The sequence below is a fragment of the Bacillus sp. AR2-1 genome (assembly GCF_008368755.1).
GTDB classification, from domain to species: Bacteria; Bacillota; Bacilli; order Bacillales; family Bacillaceae_G; genus Bacillus_A; species Bacillus_A wiedmannii.
Window position 1 is genome coordinate 109,923 of record NZ_QORY01000011.1, and the last position, 15,457, is coordinate 125,379.

At 36.9% G+C, this 15,457-nt stretch carries 14 protein-coding genes; 9 read left to right on the forward strand and 5 right to left on the reverse strand.

Annotated elements, in window-relative coordinates; all coding sequences use genetic code 11:
- The first annotated feature begins 2 nt into the window (after nucleotides 1-2).
- The 4 genes from trpA to DT250_RS14550 all read left to right on the forward strand — a co-directional run bounded on the left by trpA (nucleotide 3) and on the right by DT250_RS14550 (nucleotide 3,603).
- Nucleotides 3-779, forward strand: coding sequence for a tryptophan synthase subunit alpha (trpA, locus tag DT250_RS14535; RefSeq protein ID WP_149213227.1), 777 nt, complete (start codon nucleotides 3-5; stop codon nucleotides 777-779).
- A gap of 74 nt (nucleotides 780-853) precedes the next feature.
- Complete coding sequence (locus DT250_RS14540) at nucleotides 854-1,213, forward strand: DUF4029 domain-containing protein (RefSeq protein ID WP_087984759.1); 360 nt, start codon at nucleotides 854-856, stop codon at nucleotides 1,211-1,213.
- A gap of 116 nt (nucleotides 1,214-1,329) precedes the next feature.
- Entirely contained in the window at nucleotides 1,330-2,829 is a 1,500-nt protein-coding gene (locus tag DT250_RS14545; RefSeq protein WP_149213276.1) for an L-lactate permease, read from the forward strand.
- Nucleotides 2,830-2,919: 90 nt separating this feature from the next.
- A complete protein-coding gene (locus DT250_RS14550) occupies nucleotides 2,920-3,603 on the forward strand; it encodes a DUF2278 family protein (protein ID WP_149213228.1) in 684 nt (227 codons plus the stop codon).
- A gap of 14 nt (nucleotides 3,604-3,617) precedes the next feature.
- Here the strand turns inward: DT250_RS14550 and DT250_RS14555 are convergent, their stop codons facing one another.
- Nucleotides 3,618-4,451, reverse strand: coding sequence for a hypothetical protein (locus DT250_RS14555; protein WP_149213229.1), 834 nt, complete (start codon nucleotides 4,449-4,451; stop codon nucleotides 3,618-3,620).
- A gap of 196 nt (nucleotides 4,452-4,647) precedes the next feature.
- Between DT250_RS14555 and DT250_RS14560 the strand changes: the two genes are divergently transcribed.
- Complete coding sequence (locus tag DT250_RS14560) at nucleotides 4,648-5,418, forward strand: zinc-ribbon domain-containing protein (protein WP_149213230.1); 771 nt, start codon at nucleotides 4,648-4,650, stop codon at nucleotides 5,416-5,418.
- Nucleotides 5,419-5,437: 19 nt separating this feature from the next.
- Nucleotides 5,438-6,673 (forward strand): TcaA 3rd/4th domain-containing protein, encoded by a 1,236-nt coding sequence (locus DT250_RS14565; RefSeq protein ID WP_149213231.1) that lies wholly within the window; start codon nucleotides 5,438-5,440, stop codon nucleotides 6,671-6,673.
- Nucleotides 6,674-6,712: 39 nt separating this feature from the next.
- Here the strand turns inward: DT250_RS14565 and DT250_RS14570 are convergent, their stop codons facing one another.
- Entirely contained in the window at nucleotides 6,713-7,141 is a 429-nt protein-coding gene (locus DT250_RS14570) for a hypothetical protein (RefSeq protein ID WP_048567043.1), read from the reverse strand.
- Nucleotides 7,142-7,340: 199 nt separating this feature from the next.
- On the opposite strand from DT250_RS14570, the gene DT250_RS14575 reads away from it, so the two are divergent.
- From DT250_RS14575 to DT250_RS14585, 3 genes are all read left to right on the forward strand, one after another.
- Nucleotides 7,341-8,675, forward strand: coding sequence for a CoA-disulfide reductase (locus tag DT250_RS14575; protein ID WP_149213232.1), 1,335 nt, complete (start codon nucleotides 7,341-7,343; stop codon nucleotides 8,673-8,675).
- 100 nt (nucleotides 8,676-8,775) lie between these two features.
- A complete protein-coding gene (locus DT250_RS14580; RefSeq protein WP_149213233.1) occupies nucleotides 8,776-9,264 on the forward strand; it encodes a GNAT family N-acetyltransferase in 489 nt (162 codons plus the stop codon).
- Between the two features lie 298 nt (nucleotides 9,265-9,562).
- Complete coding sequence (locus DT250_RS14585) at nucleotides 9,563-9,973, forward strand: DUF3908 family protein (RefSeq protein ID WP_075308507.1); 411 nt, start codon at nucleotides 9,563-9,565, stop codon at nucleotides 9,971-9,973.
- 30 nt (nucleotides 9,974-10,003) lie between these two features.
- Here the strand turns inward: DT250_RS14585 and DT250_RS14590 are convergent, their stop codons facing one another.
- Genes DT250_RS14590 through DT250_RS14600 form a run of 3 tightly spaced genes read right to left on the reverse strand, consistent with a single transcriptional unit; the run spans nucleotide 10,004 to nucleotide 15,427 of the window.
- Nucleotides 10,004-11,545 (reverse strand): SagB family peptide dehydrogenase, encoded by a 1,542-nt coding sequence (locus DT250_RS14590; RefSeq protein ID WP_149213234.1) that lies wholly within the window; start codon nucleotides 11,543-11,545, stop codon nucleotides 10,004-10,006.
- Between the two features lie 16 nt (nucleotides 11,546-11,561).
- Nucleotides 11,562-13,511: a TOMM precursor leader peptide-binding protein gene (locus DT250_RS14595; protein ID WP_149213235.1), complete on the reverse strand. Its 1,950-nt coding sequence runs from the start codon at nucleotides 13,509-13,511 to the stop codon at nucleotides 11,562-11,564.
- The gene (locus DT250_RS14600; protein WP_149213236.1) at nucleotides 13,508-15,427 is read right to left on the reverse strand and encodes a putative thiazole-containing bacteriocin maturation protein; all 1,920 of its coding nucleotides are present in this window, start codon (nucleotides 15,425-15,427) and stop codon (nucleotides 13,508-13,510) included. Before DT250_RS14600 ends, DT250_RS14595 begins: the two co-directional genes overlap by 4 nt.
- Nucleotides 15,428-15,457: the final 30 nt, after the last annotated feature.

Genomic DNA, 15,457 nt, shown 5'->3' on the forward strand with positions numbered 1-15,457 from the left:
AAATGGGAGTAGAAAAAATTAAAGCAGCGTTTGAAAATAGTAAGAAAGCATTTATTCCGTACGTAATGGGCGGAGATGGTGGCCTTGAAAAATTAAAAGAAAGAATTCGTTTTCTAGACGAAGCAGGAGCGAGCATCGTTGAAATCGGCATTCCGTTTTCAGATCCAGTCGCAGATGGTCCAACGATTCAAAGAGCAGGGAAACGAGCGCTAGATAGCGGTGTAACAGTAAAAGGTATTTTTCAAGCATTAATAGAGGTAAGGAAAGAAGTACAAATTCCGTTTGTACTCATGACATATTTAAATCCGGTACTGGCATTCGGAAAAGAACGATTCATCGAAAACTGTATAGAAGCAGGTGTAGATGGCATCATCGTTCCAGACTTACCGTATGAAGAGCAAAATATTATTGCCCCGTTACTTCGAGAGGCAAACATTGCGCTAATTCCACTCGTTACAGTAACGAGCCCAATTGAGCGAATTGAAAAAATTACGAGTGAATCAGAAGGGTTCGTTTACGCTGTTACAGTAGCGGGCGTAACAGGAGTACGTCAAAACTTTAAAGGTGAGATTCATAGTTACTTAGAAAAAGTAAAATCACATACACATTTACCGGTAGTGGCAGGGTTCGGTATTTCAACAAAGGAACATGTAGAAGAAATGATTACAATATGTGATGGAGTAGTCGTTGGAAGTAAAGTCATCGAGCTGTTAGAAAATGAAAAGCGAGAAGAAATATGTGAATTAATACAGGCAACAAAACAAAAAGAAGAGGCATAAGTCTCTTCTTTTTGTTTTACGTAATAAATGTTAAAATATACAGAAAATACATATAACTTAGAGGGTGAGAAAGCATGCTAAGACGGAAACTACTATATCTTCTTCTAACTGTACCATTATACGCTTGGCTTATTAGCATGACGAAAATAGAGGTGATGGCTCTATTTTTAGGATATGTATTCATCTTTTCCAACTTAAATCGCATTCAAGAGCAATCTATTTTAGAAATATGTATATTTTCGATTAGTATAGAACTATTTAGTATCGTTTCGATTGTATTATTAAACGAATTATTTCGCTGGATCCATTCATTTGAATTAATGAAATTTGGAAATGTTGTATTGCAAGTAATATGTGCTTATATTGTGTTTGTTGTATTAGACAAAATAGTTGGACAGCAGAGCGTTTTTCAGGATAAAAGAAAATGGGAGTGATTCAAAAAAGGAGCTAAATGGCTCCTTTTTTGAATCTGTAGTAAAAACAATTGAAAATTATGGAATCTGTTATATAATAGTTAAAAATTGTATTTTTAATGAAAAGAGATGATAACATGGCCATATTGTTGGCACTTATCCCAATTATGATGATTTTCATTTGTTTATTTTTATTTAAACAAACGTCATTAAGGTCCTCTTTAATTGCTTACGTTGTGTCTGTTGGAATCGTTTTACTCTCGCCAACGTTTCAACTAGGGATAAGTGAAACTGTGCACGCAACGATTAAAGGTTGGTTAATTTGTTTTATTGTCGGGTACGTGTTGTTTTTCGGTATTTTTTTATTTCACCTCATGAATAAAATGGGGTACATCGATCAAGTAGCACGTTTTCTAGAAGAAGTGACGCACGATCGTTTATTACAAATGCTCCTTATGTGTTTTGGTATTTGTCCGCTAATCGAATCAGTAAGTGGATTCGGAATTGGCTTCATGGTTGCAGCACCTATCTTTCTATCATTAGGCTATAAACCGTTTCAAGCTGTACTACTTTCATTTATTGGTTTACTAGCTAGTTCATGGGGCGCAATGGCAACTGGTACGATTATCGGTTCGCAGCTTATAAATATGCCGCTTACAATACTTGGCACGAATACGGCACTACTAAGCATTCCGATGTTTGCTTATTTCGTCATCCTTTCTTTACACGTTGTTGGTGGTTGGCAGGCTGTTATTGAAAAGTGGAAAGAAGGATTCGGTTTCTTTCTATTATTTTCTCTCGGAATTTATCTTTCTAACGCATACGTAAGTGTTGAACTAGCAGGTATATTAAGTTCTATCGTTACAATTGCATTTGGTTTTCTTATCATTAAATTAAAAGGAAAAAGTGAGCAAAATTTAATGACAGAACATGCTGCGGCAACGGAGAGAGAAGTATCTATTATAAAAATTATTAGCCCTTATATATTCCTAACAGTTTGTATTTTACTTTCTCGCCTCGTACCAGTATTACATGATGTATTCAGATCATATGCAGTCCTTGATTTAAAATCATACTCTTATAAACTGGAGCTACTATATTCACCAGGATTTTGGCTCGGTATGACTTGCCTATTTACTATTATTTTCTTCCGCATTCCATCTCATATTATTAAACAATCACTCTCGCAAACGATAAAACAATGGATTCCTTTTGCGATTACAACGACAATGTTTATCGCCATTTCAGAACTAATGGGTGCATCTGGCATGCATTCATTACTGGCAAAAACAGCTGGTGAAACATTTGGAACATTTTTCGTTTTCGTTGCTCCGTTTATCGGCGGAATCGGTGGCTTTTTAACAGGTAGTAACGCAGGATCAAATGCGATGTTCATAAAACTACAAATGCAAACTGCGCAAAACGTAGCACTCCCGTGGCAATACGTCACAACACTGCAAAACACCGCATCATCAGTAGCGACAATCGCTTGCCCGTCACGGATTACGTTAGGTGCTTATTTATGTAATATACCGTATCGTGAAAATGAACTATTAAAGAAGACGACGTTAATGATTTTTGGTGCGGTGTTGCTTGTAGTGGTAGAGGTTAGTGTTTGGTATATGTTGAGAAATTAAAAATCCTCCTAACATAGGAGGATTTTTTTTATGATTGGATAATGTTTTAATTATGTAAAGCTTCTACTAAATGAATAGGAGATGAAATGTATGCCCCTAAAAAACTACGGTGTGTTAAAAGGTACAGTTATACAATCAAAGATTGGAAAAGGGAAAACACCTCATTATCAAGTTCATTTACAAGGCGAAGCAGGAGTAGATTATCGTATTGCAATTAACGTGAAATCGCAAAGTTATCCGTCAGAAGTTTTATATTTTGCGAGTACCGATATTCGGTCAGAGGCGATTCACATTTTACCGACATTACCATTTGGTTTTACGGAAGTAAAAAATAATGAGCCGAAAGTGGCTTTAGATTATGTAAGAGGAAATCTATTTGACTCAAAACAAATGATTCCTTTACCTCCCGAAAAAGCAGGAACAGATAATGATTTAAATGAAAAAATAGAGCGTTATATAAAACGCGCGATAGAAGAAAAAGCAATTATTTATGCGTTCGGTGAAAGATGGGGACCAGAAGAAAATACACCAGATTCCTATTTTCATTTCAAACCAGGAAACGGTATACATGATATTCATATGAATCAAGGGAATGTAGAGAAATGGAAAGGTGATAATGGTATATGGCAAGACGGGGGAATACTCATTCACTTTGAAAAGGAAGAAGAATGGGTTGGTATCTTTCTTGCCTTCCAGTCGCAGTCATGGTGTACAGATGAAGAAGGACATGCTCATGTTCCGGTTGAGCATTGTGATTATAAGGGAAATAAATGATGAGAGGAGGGCGTTCACAACGAACGCCCTCCTCTTATTTTATAAAACCCAAAACTAACAAGTGTAGAAATACAAGAGAACAGCAGAGCCACACTAGAAAACGCAATGAGGTACATATTATACTTCATCACTTTTCCAATGAGCTGGTTACTGTCGTACTGAAATAGTCCTGCTATTATGTTGAATAAAAATAATACGATAAACATGACGATAACACCGTCTATTGATCCTTTAATATCTGGTTTACTTAAAGCGATATGTGCAGAAATACAAATGGCGATAAATAAAAATAACCAAAAAGAAGGATTTAATAAATTACTTATTGTAAATAAGCTTTTCAATAATACAAACGTCGACAAGAGCATGTTTTGAACCATTTCTATATTAATAGAAGTAGAAGCGATTGTTTTTTCGAGGGTTGTATTAAATAAGAAATATGAATTTGATACGAAATAGCGCATTAAAAGGATTAACGCAGTAATACCGGAAATAATAGGACCGATTCCAATGAAGAAGTTCCCAATTCGTTGATATACACTTTTTTGATTGTATTGATGTTGTACGTAGCCTAAGGCACCTTGGCTTGTATCTGTTGGGAAAAACTGCGTTGCTACAATTTTATGACGAAATAGTACACACATAATGGCATGTCCAAGTTCATGAATAGGAACACCAATCCACGCCGTTAAAAGGAATCCTTTTCTTCCGAAAGCTCTCGACCAATACATGCGTGTGAGAGATTCTAAATAACCTAATAGAAATCCAATTACAATGATAACGCCAATTAAAGAAAATAATTGGATTACGCTTGTAAGGAGTATTTGAAAAATTGAGTTTACTAATTCCATTGCCAGTCATCCAATCTGTTAAAAATGTTATTTGTTCTGTTTCATAATAGCATTATTTTTCAAGATTGCTAGCACATATATTTTCATTTGAAAGAAGGATTTCATAATCTTTTTCTTGTAGTCATGTTTTATGTACAAAGTCATATATTGAATTTGTAACACCCTATATGGTATCTGCTTAAGGAGGGAAGAGAGAATGAAATGTCCGGCGTGTCATACAGAAAATGCAGCAGAGGCAAAGTTTTGCGGAAATTGTGGACATTCGTTAACGGAAGAAGTAGTGGCAAGTAGTGGCCAAGAAGAAGAGCCGGAACAAGCGAAGGAAACTCGACCGAATGAAACGGTAGAGCAAGCGAAGCGATTTGCGAGTGGGTATTTTCAGTTTTTTAAACATGCTTTCAAAGCACCGACAGCGATTATGAAAAGCGGCAAGGTTGAAGTACGAAATGGAATTGTAAGTCTTGTTCTTATTTGTTTTTTAGGTGCATGTATTTTTTATAGAATGATGAGTGCTGCAGCAGCTGTTACGAAAACATTTGCACCAGATATACCTACTCCTACATTCTTTTTGGACTCTGTAACGGTCTTTTTATTTTTACTAATTTTAACTTTATTTGTTGGATTTATTATTTTTGTAAGTGGGAAGATGATGAAATCATCTTTTTCGTTTCTTGAAGTATTTGGAATATGGGGGACGATAGCGACGCCAGTTATTGCTATATTAGTTCTTTCTTTTCTTTTTAGTTTTTTATTAATCTTTTTCTTACCGATATTATTATCTGTAGCTACAACTTATATAGGGATTAGTATAACTGTTGCCATATTAAAACTAGATAACGGTGGATTAGATCCTATTTACACACTTCTTATCGCAAATGTTTTAATCGGAATTGCAACATTCATTGTACTGTGGTCTTACATTAGCACGATAATTCAAACCATTACTCAGGGATTAACTGGCTTCTAACGAAAAGGTGGTTGAATGGATGAATGTATGTACAAAGTGTGGGACTCAGCTTGAAGACGGTGTGCAATTTTGTCAAAACTGCGGTCAGAAGAGGGAAAGTCTTGTAGTAAAGAAGAAAATGAGCGGTGGTACAAAAGTTGGCATTACACTCTTAATATTACTTGCTGTAGTGATTATTGGGTTGTATTTGTACGGATCATCGTATTATAAGCAGGCGGCACAAGTAGATCGGATCATTACTATTTTACAAGAGAGGGACGGGGAGAAGTTAGCTGAAATCGTCACGGCAGATGATCCATCAGTTATTGTAACGAGAGAGAGTTTAATGCCACTTTTTTCGTATATAAAAGAAAACCCATCTTATGTGAATGAATTGAAAGAACATTTGAGGATAGGTGAAAAAAAGAGGGATGGAATTGAAAAAGAAGATTTTTCGTTAACGAAAGACGGCAAGTATTTCTTTTTATTTGATCGGTATAAATTGAAAGCGAAGACGTATTATACGACGTTGCTTTCAAATGAAAAAGGTACAACTTTAAAAATGAACGGAAAAGAAATTGATAAAACAGATGACAAAAAGTTTGAGAAACAATATGGGCCATTTCTTCCAGGAACTCAAGTGTTCCAAGCAGAATATAAAAATGACTATGTGAAACTATCACGTGAAGAAAAGGTTGTACTTATGAAACAAGGACAAAATAACGTAACGATAGATTTAACGTTGCAAGGGCAATATATTACTGTCCAAACGAATGCACCGGGTGCAACATTGTACGTGAATCAAAAACCAGTTACAGCGCTGGCTGGGGAAGAAATTACGTGGGGCCCGGTAGCAACTGATGGAAGTACGACGATTTATTTAGAACGAAATGGAGAAAACGGAAGGGAAACGACGAAGGTAGAAACGGTAACGGCACTTCCGTCTTATAATCTTCCATTCGAAAAGAAAGGTACAGAAAAAAACGTTGTTTACAATGTTACTCCGCCACCTACGACTCGGTATGTATATAATGGTTTCATCTTTCCTGATAGTGATATTCGAAAATTAACGAGTACGGACTTAGCATATTTATCGAAAGAACAATTGAAAATAGCGAGAAACGAAATATACGCAAGACATGGACATATGTTTCAAACGAAAGATATGCAAGCGTATTTTTCAAAACAGTCTTGGTATAGAGAGAATCCGTATTTTACAGGAAAGCTAACGGATATTGAATCTTATAATGTTGAACTCATCAAATCAAGAGAATAGAACACGTGAAAAAAGGTACAGTGCATAACTGTACCTTTTTTATGGTTTTTTATCTGAACCAGGATCCCTTGAGAAAAAGATATGAAAGAGGAATGTGACTTTACTTGCTCCTCCTGATGTACTTGCTTGCACATCAGATAATGCGCTAGATGTTAACACACCTTCAGAATGAGGGGGTACGACTATTTTGAGAGTATCATCTGATTCTGATGATGCAGTAACTGTTATTGTATCATCGGATAAGTTCAAAATTTTTACAGTACCGATTGGTAAGATGGACTTGCCAGCGTGTGATGCTGAAGCGAAGTGAGAGCCTTTCCAAATCGTTTGTGGGAAAGTTTCATCATTAGATAACCAAGCACGAGCACTATAAATGGTTGCGTTAATAGAAAATTCTTGATCAAGCGACAAGGCGGGTTTTGGTTCTTTCGGTTCCTCTGGAGTTTGAGCGAGAAGGCCGGCGCACATGTATGTTTCACCTACTTTCAATAGTTACTGTTATAGCATATTAAACATGTTGTTTATAAGACACGACACTTACCTATTAAGGCATAGGTTTGTGCACCAAATTTGAAGTTGAAATTCTCTTTCTTTACAATGGAAGTAGGTGTTATTTCTGTAAAATATGGAAAACGTAAAGAGTATGCAAAAAAGAAGGAGTGGTAAAGTGAACTATGTCATTATTGGCGGAGATGCAGCTGGTATGAGTGCAGCTATGCAAATTGTTAGAAACGATGAAAATGCAAATGTTGTAACGTTAGAAAAAGGTGAAATTTATTCGTACGCGCAGTGTGGATTACCGTATGTCATTAGTGGTGCTATCACTTCAACGGAAAAATTAATCGCGCGTAATGTAAAGACGTTTCGTGATAAATACGGAATTGATGCGAAAGTGCGTCATGAAGTAACGAAAGTAGATACGGAAAAGAAAATGGTGTACGCAGAGCATACGAAGACGAAAGATGTTTTTGAATTTCCGTACGATCGATTATTAATTGCGACTGGAGTGCGTCCTGTTATGCCAGAATGGGAAGGTCGAGATTTGCAAGGCGTTCATCTTTTAAAAACAATTCCAGATGCTGAGCGCATATTAAAAACGTTAGAAACAAATAAAGTTGAAGATGTAACGATTATTGGCGGCGGTGCGATTGGACTGGAGATGGCAGAAACATTCGTCGAACTTGGTAAGAAAGTAAGAATGATTGAGCGAAATGATCATATCGGTACGATTTATGATGCAGATATGGCTGAATATATACATAAAGAAGCAGATAAACACAATATTGAAATTTTAACGAATGAAAATGTGAAAGCATTTAAAGGAAATGAAAGAGTGGAACAAATTGAAACAGATAAAGGAACGTATAAAGCGGATCTTGTTTTAGTATCGGTTGGAGTGAAGCCAAATACTGATTTTCTTGAAGGAACAAATATACGTACAAATTATAAAGGGGCAATTGAAGTAAATGCATATATGCAAACGAATGTGCAGGACGTATATGCAGCTGGTGATTGTGCAACACATTACCACGTTATAAAGGAAATTCATGATCATATCCCGCTCGGAACGACTGCTAATAAACAAGGCCGACTTGCAGGACTGAACATGCTTGATAAACGAAGAGCCTTTAAAGGTACGTTAGGTACAGGTATTATTAAATTTATGGATTTGACGCTCGCAAGAACAGGCTTGAATGAAAAAGAAGCAAAAGGGCTAAACATCCCGTATAAGACGGTTCATGTAGATTCAACAAATATGGCCGGTTATTATCCAAGTGCTAAGCCACTTCACTTGAAATTACTATATCGCTCGGACACAAAACAATTATTGGGCGGACAAGTAATTGGAGAAGAAGGTGTAGATAAGCGAATTGACGTAATCGCAATGGCGCTTTTTAATAAAATGAGCATTCACGAGTTAGAAGATGTCGACTTAAGTTATGCACCACCATATAACAGCGTTTGGGATCCAATTCAGCAAGCGGCAAGGAGAGCAGAATAGCACTTTTTAAGTGCTATTTTTTTTGCAAAGGTAGGTAAACTTTTTTAGCGAATAATAAAGAGGAAGAAACAGTTACATATAGGGAAGGGGATCATTAAAAATGTTTGTAGCACTTCAAACTGTTCAAGAATCTGAAAAAGAAATATTACGTAATTTGTACGCACTATATCTTCATGATCTCTCTACATTCACTCCTAATATAAAGATTGGGGCAAATGGATTTTTTGAATACGAAGATTTGCATATGTTTTGGGTAAATGACGGAATCACTCCGTATTTTATTAAAAGTGATAATGATATTGTAGGTTTTTTATTACTATTGGAACGTCCATATTTGAAAAAAGAAAATGACTTTTGTATTAATGACATTTTCATATTGAATCAGTACAAAGGAAAAGGAATCGCTAAACAAGTTATTGAGAATGTACTAAAAGAGAAACGAGGGCAATATTTCGTTATCGAACTTGTGAAAAATGTACCAGCAGTTTCTTTTTGGAAGAAAGTATATAGGGAGTTAAATATCGAATTTGATGAGAAAACACAGTTAATCGATGATGAAGAATGCCTCGTTCAAACGTTTAAAATATAATGAAATCGATGCTCCTAGTATATTACTTTGAAATTTAACTTTATCCCGCATTAACGGGCAGTAAGACCCCCACCTCAAAATTCAGCGAAAGCAAAGAAGCTAAGTGGGGGCGGGCTGCCCGTAAAAGCCCGATTGGTGAAGGCTAATAATCAGTGGGGGATGAAGAAAACCCCCACTAATTAAAGTTTCACTTTATTTCGAATATACCGTTCGCCCTTGAAAACATAGTACTTATCGCTTATATTTTCATATAGTATTTATTTTTTAATAAAGCAATGAACGAACCAGGGGGCACAGTATGGCAATTAACATGAAAACAATCGAAGAATGGATTGCTGAATCAAATGCAAGACAAGAAGAAGACTTTGGAAACGTTGTGGAAGAGATGAAAGAAGTATGCGTCGGACTTGATAATGCGACATTAATTTATACGAAAAATGTATTTTGTTTCGGTAAGAAAGTAGAAGTATTGTTCTTCTTCCAAGATCATGTCGTGATTGGACAAGAAAAAGATGAATATGTTGAAATCGAAAAATTAAAGTATGAAGCAATTACACATAGCAACTTAAAAACAAATGACAAAAATACAACGTTAGAATTAAAGTTTGCTAACGGGAAATCTATCAATTTAGATAGTTTAAATGATAACTACGGTACGAAAAACTGGTTATTTGCGAGACAAATTAAGAGTATTTTTAAGTTAATCTAGTAAAAAAGCACGCCGTCCACCGGCGTGCTTCTAATTACGCAAATCCCCTTTTAACCAATTCCGCGCTCGATACGCTCCAACAGGGATTTGAATGAGAGACGTTTCATTTCCAGTATCTATCCCGTATAACTGATCACATGAATTTGTATCAAAACTTAGTAATGGATGCCCGCCCATCCCCATCGCGGTTGCGGCGAAAACGAGTTTATGAACGAGTATGCCAGCTTCCATTTGGTGAATACGGTATCCTCTATAGCCTAATGCATTTGTATAGTAATCTTTCTTTCCGACTACATGTAGGCAAAGCGGTACTTGAAAAAGATTTACGTTATCCATCGTCATACTGGATTGAAGGGGATAACGAAGGTCTCCATATCGAAGTGGCTGTATGGAATGTGTTTTACTGTTATAAGAATAAGCGCCGTTCTCTATATCTTTTACGTTATAAAAACATCCATATAATGAGACCCGTGCATTTTCATTTACATACTGACCATCAAGGTCGTTGTAATAAGGGAAGGAGAGACTCGCTTCTTGTAGTAAAGTAGCGAGCTCGGCTGCATCCCATTTCGTGAAAGTAAAGTCAGCATCAGGGGAATACCGTTCTTTACAAAGTTGTAAGAAATCATACGATAACCGTTCTACTTGCGGCAACTGTACAGCGTGCGCATGATGCTGATAGTGCTCTTCATGATGTAGTGTTTGGAAGTGTGCTGTCGATTCAATCATAGAAGCTTCATTTATTTTTGTTATCATCGGATGTTTATATACTTGCTTTGATCGAACGAAATGTTCGTGTGCTAACGGCGGAATTTGCTGTAACAACTCATGAGAAGTAACTGTTTTATTTTCACGGTAATCATTGTGAAACCAATTCGTTTGCGGTTCTGTACTTAAAGGAACGACAGCATACACACTTTCTTCGCCTTCTGACAGTCCGAGTAAATGGTTGATTGCCCGGTCTAGAAACTGAAAGTATACGCCATTTGTGTAACCGAATTGTTTGGCACATGCAAGTAATTGTCCGATGAGAACACCACTATCTAATCCTTGAAGTCGATATGAAAAGTTATTGTATTTAAAGTAGTTTTTCCAAAACATAGTGGATACGAATGCAGCGCCAAAACAAGACTGTATGTTACAACGGTTGCCAAGTGCTTCTGTAATGTAAGAATCGAAATTTCCTTCGCGAAGTAAAATAAGTCGGTGGTGCGCAGCGTCGTAATGGTAAATACCGTCTGGATAATCATCGATCTTTAAATATATATACAATTCATTTGGATATAAAGCGCCGCCTGAAGGGATAGATCTTCGGAATAAAATTTTTTCGCTATTTAGCTGACATAACTGTGTTAAACCAAATGAGGACCAAAGGTAATGACCAATCTCCTTCAAAGTAGGTGTAGTAGAAGAGTTAGGTAAAGATAATGGGATTTCTAAAGAGAGTGGAATGATAGGGACATTTCGATATAATTTATAAGGGAGCGGTGCATCTTCCCAATCCACTTCATGGTTCGGCATAATTTCGTCTATAGAAAAATGGAGATGATGTAAAAAAGTATCCAGCTGCATAGAATCCCCTCCTTTACTATGGAAACGGATGCGGATGTGGATTTAATTGTTCATTTGTTAAAGGTTCGTTTGTATATCCAAGTGTCATCGGCACAGTATATACTCTATCCAGTCCTGTAACTCGAGTGAGATGGTGGCCGAACGTCATCGGTAGCATGCCTGGAATAATGACTTTTACACAATGTAATCCGTTTTTTTCTATAAGAGGTACTGTTTGATTTACAACGATTACGTCAAGTCCAGATTGCTGCAGACGGTTTAAAAGTTGATGAAGATCGGATGTTAAATCTAGATCAACTGATTGTAATGCATTCATTTTTTGGAATGATTGTACCGGGGCATCGTCACGTAAAAGAAAGTGAAGACGTTCTTCTGCTTCTTTTAATCCGTACAGCATACTATGGTCTTCCATTTTATTTACGAGATAAGGGTCTTGTAAGCAGTTTTCGTAATGCTCTCTTTTTTGTTCGAGTTCATCGTCTGCTATTAGTAACATGCCTGCTATTTCATGGATGGCACTCTTTAAAGCGCGGACAGGGTCTAAATGAGAGCCTCCCGCACAAACAACGTTCATTCCATTTTCACGCGTATTTTTCGCAATTACCCATAAGCTTGGGATACCGTGTTCCATCGTTGCGTTAAAAGCATGTAATTCATACCCAGTAATCGTGTACAGCCGCTGAATCATTAATTGTAATTCCGTATCATTTGCTGAACTAAGATCAAGGCGGGGGAGAGGTAATTCGGCATACCAAGTGAGCAAAAAGGCGTCACGCTCTACAATTTCTAAAATGCCATGAAAAATTGCTTCTTCTAAACTACCACCAATTGCACATCCATTTGATGTTTCATACACGAAAGCATCTCGATGACCGAGGCTATAATAAGCAATTGATTCAGGAACTAAAATTGGCTGGTTTTGTAATAAAGAGTAGCCCCATACCCAGTTTTGTTCATAGTCAGGATCAAACGGTTTAAACGGAAAACTATTACGATTATAATGTTCATTTGTATGTACACCGAGCAAGAGGGGATTAAGTGCATGATCCTCTAACTCACGAAAACTGCCGTGTACATTTGTCTTTTTTCCTCGAGGTGACATACCACAATATCGTTCTAAACCTTCTAAAATAGCAGTCGCTTCACTCATTGCAAATGAATGAGTTCGGCCTGCAACACCTTCATTTCCAAACATTAATGGCATGTTTATAATAACGTCAGCAAATGGTAATAAAGAATGCTGCATTTTTCCGTTCAACATACCGACGCGATAATCTAAATAATCTCTCGTTAAAAATGTGTTTAGTTCATGAATGGAACGACAGCGATATGCTGCTTCGCTTGTTTTTAAGCTCGGTTGTAACGAAATCGCTGCTGCATCTGCCGTATCATCAGGCAAATTGCTACATACAGGGCAGAGCGGATCGGGAAGAAAAGAATGCCGCGTACATTGCAGTGTTTGTAAGTTTAGTAAAATGAGTTCATTTTCTAAAGAAGAATGGTTATGAGTTAATATTTTCTCTGTTTCTGCACGAATAAGATGGCACATTTGTAACATACCATTTTGGGTGGCACGTACATCACGCCTTGTTACATTATCTGCCTTTAACGCATATTTCCGCTGTAGTGCCCACATTTCTTGTTGATCAAATCCAGCGATAAATCGGCGTCCATCAGAGCAGTTGGAACAGCCAGTTGCAAGAGGATGAATGTAAGGACCGATAATACCTTCACCAAATGAAGTGAATGCACGTAGCCATGGAATATGATTCGACCGAAACATTAGCTCGGCATCATGATGAATAGTAGAAGGAGAGCCATCATGTAATACGAGAGCGAGATGAATATTTTCAGGGAGTTCTTCTGTAAGGTTATGTTGGCGAATGATAGAATATTGTTTGCATAGTTGATCATGTACATAGTTTGCAAGTAAGCCATCTCCTATAAGCAATATATTTTGAGTCATAGACTGTCCTCCTTTGCAATTAATACACCGTACACACCATCTAAGTTTTCTTTCAAAAATGATTCAATGGCTAAATCAAACACGAATGGATAAAAATTATGTTCTTCTAAATGTTGCAAGGCAAGCTGCACAGATTGCGTGCTTGGAATTTCTCCTTCTTCTTGTATTTCTAATCTAAAAGAATCAGTATCATATAAAATAATCGATGATTCAGGCAAGATATTAGCTCTATAAGGAGTCTCTTCATTTTGAATATGAAGAAGTGATAGTTGTAGTGCGTTTCGTAAGGCTAACGTCATATTAATATTAGATGCACCGTACCAGCGATCATTTATACCGACCCAAACGACAGGAAAGCTGAGAATCTCTTCACTTACTGCTATTTTAGGTGTTTCATGAATTGTAGAGAGAGCATCGTAATAAAATCTACAATGTTTATCATGAATTGCAGTTAAATCAATCGTCGTAATTTCTTCTAGCATATGTGACTGCCGCTCATACAATTTATTATTTAAATGTTGTTGTAGCGCCCGGTATACACCTTCTGTCATCGTTTCTCCAGCGCCAATACCGATATCATTATGTTCAGGAATAAGGCGGTGCATAATTTCCGCTACATATGTTTCAATTCCTGCTAAACCAGCTTCTCGGCGCGCTTCATTATGAGTTAAACCACCACAAGTCATAAGAGGCAGGAGGGAAGCAGGACCATCTGATAGTGGAGTAGCTACTTGAATATGGCATTGTGATAACGGTAATTGATATGAATCTTGTTCATCCCATACATGGAATAAACCAGCTTCTTTAGAAGTTAATGAGTCGAAAAAGCGGAATAAATCAGTTGAGGTATGTTGGTTGGACCGTTGCTCAAGTTGTTCAGAAAGATTTTCTATCGTATCAATTGTAAAACTTTCATCAGTTGCGAGAGGATGTTTTATAAAAGGATGCCATGCTCCTTCGAGTGTTTCGTAATTTAATAAAAAGAATTGTGGTTCTTTTTCTCGGTAGGAATCATCAGCGACATGCTTAAGTAATTCAAATACGATTATATTTGCTAACATTGCAGATGGAAGTGGTGAAAATGATGCTGATGAATGTTCATTTTGTAAAGTTGTTTCATGTAGCCGATGCCATGCGGATTCCCAGCATTCTTCACGATTAGTTGTTACGATAGGGCCGGCTATACCAAGTGCTGATAAACAGACGGCAGGTATGAAGTTCTTTCCTACTTCTCTACAAATCGTGTGAACTGCTCTTAGGCCTTCAATATCTCCATTTTGAGAAACATACAAAATCCAGTCGAAAGGCTCGAACACTTCATGCAGGGGACGATCAATTGTCGTATCTATTTCCTGAACAAGGACATGATCATCAACTTCATGTGCAAGTTCTACTAGCTCATGAATGCGATCGTAATTTGTTTCCTCATAATCTGTAACAAGGTAATGAAAGGTAGGTAATCCTGATTCTAATAAAGAAGAAACTAAGGAAGTAAGCATATCTCCAGAACCAATTATAAGGACGTTTGCCGCGCGATACGTTTCGAATTTTAGAGCGCCTGAATGAGAATCAGCTTCTAAAAATTCAATTTGTGAAGCGTATCTATCAAGTAATGCGCTATTTAATTCATGAGGTGCATCTTGACTTACATCCCGAACGAAACCATTTTCATATAAAATCTCTCCAATTTCAAATACACGATTTTGATAGGGGAGAGGGAGACCATCGGTTATTTCTGCTAAAGAATAATTCCCGTTAAACATTGGCATTAATTTTTCAATCCAGCTGTAAATTCCATCACCGTCCATACGAAATGAACTGGCATTATTTCGAAAATAGACACCCCCGTTTGAGTCGGGGAGGAAAAAAGTATCCTTATTTGCTTTAAGTTTTGCATCAATTGGAAGGTTATTCATTTTAATCCTCCTTACGTTTTAGGCATACAT

What these genes read in the sequence shown, in the direction of transcription:
- trpA (WP_149213227.1), top strand. Translation starts at nt 3, where the DNA reads ATGGGAGTAGAAAAAATTAAAGCAGCGTTTGAAAATAGTAAGAAAGCA.
- DT250_RS14540 (WP_087984759.1), top strand. Translation starts at nt 854, where the DNA reads ATGCTAAGACGGAAACTACTATATCTTCTTCTAACTGTACCATTATAC.
- DT250_RS14545 (WP_149213276.1), top strand. Translation starts at nt 1,330, where the DNA reads ATGGCCATATTGTTGGCACTTATCCCAATTATGATGATTTTCATTTGT.
- DT250_RS14550 (WP_149213228.1), top strand. Translation starts at nt 2,920, where the DNA reads ATGCCCCTAAAAAACTACGGTGTGTTAAAAGGTACAGTTATACAATCA.
- DT250_RS14555 (WP_149213229.1), bottom strand. Translation starts at nt 4,451, where the DNA reads ATGGAATTAGTAAACTCAATTTTTCAAATACTCCTTACAAGCGTAATC.
- DT250_RS14560 (WP_149213230.1), top strand. Translation starts at nt 4,648, where the DNA reads ATGAAATGTCCGGCGTGTCATACAGAAAATGCAGCAGAGGCAAAGTTT.
- DT250_RS14565 (WP_149213231.1), top strand. Translation starts at nt 5,438, where the DNA reads ATGAATGTATGTACAAAGTGTGGGACTCAGCTTGAAGACGGTGTGCAA.
- DT250_RS14570 (WP_048567043.1), bottom strand. Translation starts at nt 7,141, where the DNA reads ATGTGCGCCGGCCTTCTCGCTCAAACTCCAGAGGAACCGAAAGAACCA.
- DT250_RS14580 (WP_149213233.1), top strand. Translation starts at nt 8,776, where the DNA reads ATGTTTGTAGCACTTCAAACTGTTCAAGAATCTGAAAAAGAAATATTA.
- DT250_RS14585 (WP_075308507.1), top strand. Translation starts at nt 9,563, where the DNA reads ATGGCAATTAACATGAAAACAATCGAAGAATGGATTGCTGAATCAAAT.
- DT250_RS14590 (WP_149213234.1), bottom strand. Translation starts at nt 11,545, where the DNA reads ATGCAGCTGGATACTTTTTTACATCATCTCCATTTTTCTATAGACGAA.
- DT250_RS14595 (WP_149213235.1), bottom strand. Translation starts at nt 13,511, where the DNA reads ATGACTCAAAATATATTGCTTATAGGAGATGGCTTACTTGCAAACTAT.
- DT250_RS14600 (WP_149213236.1), bottom strand. Translation starts at nt 15,427, where the DNA reads ATGAATAACCTTCCAATTGATGCAAAACTTAAAGCAAATAAGGATACT.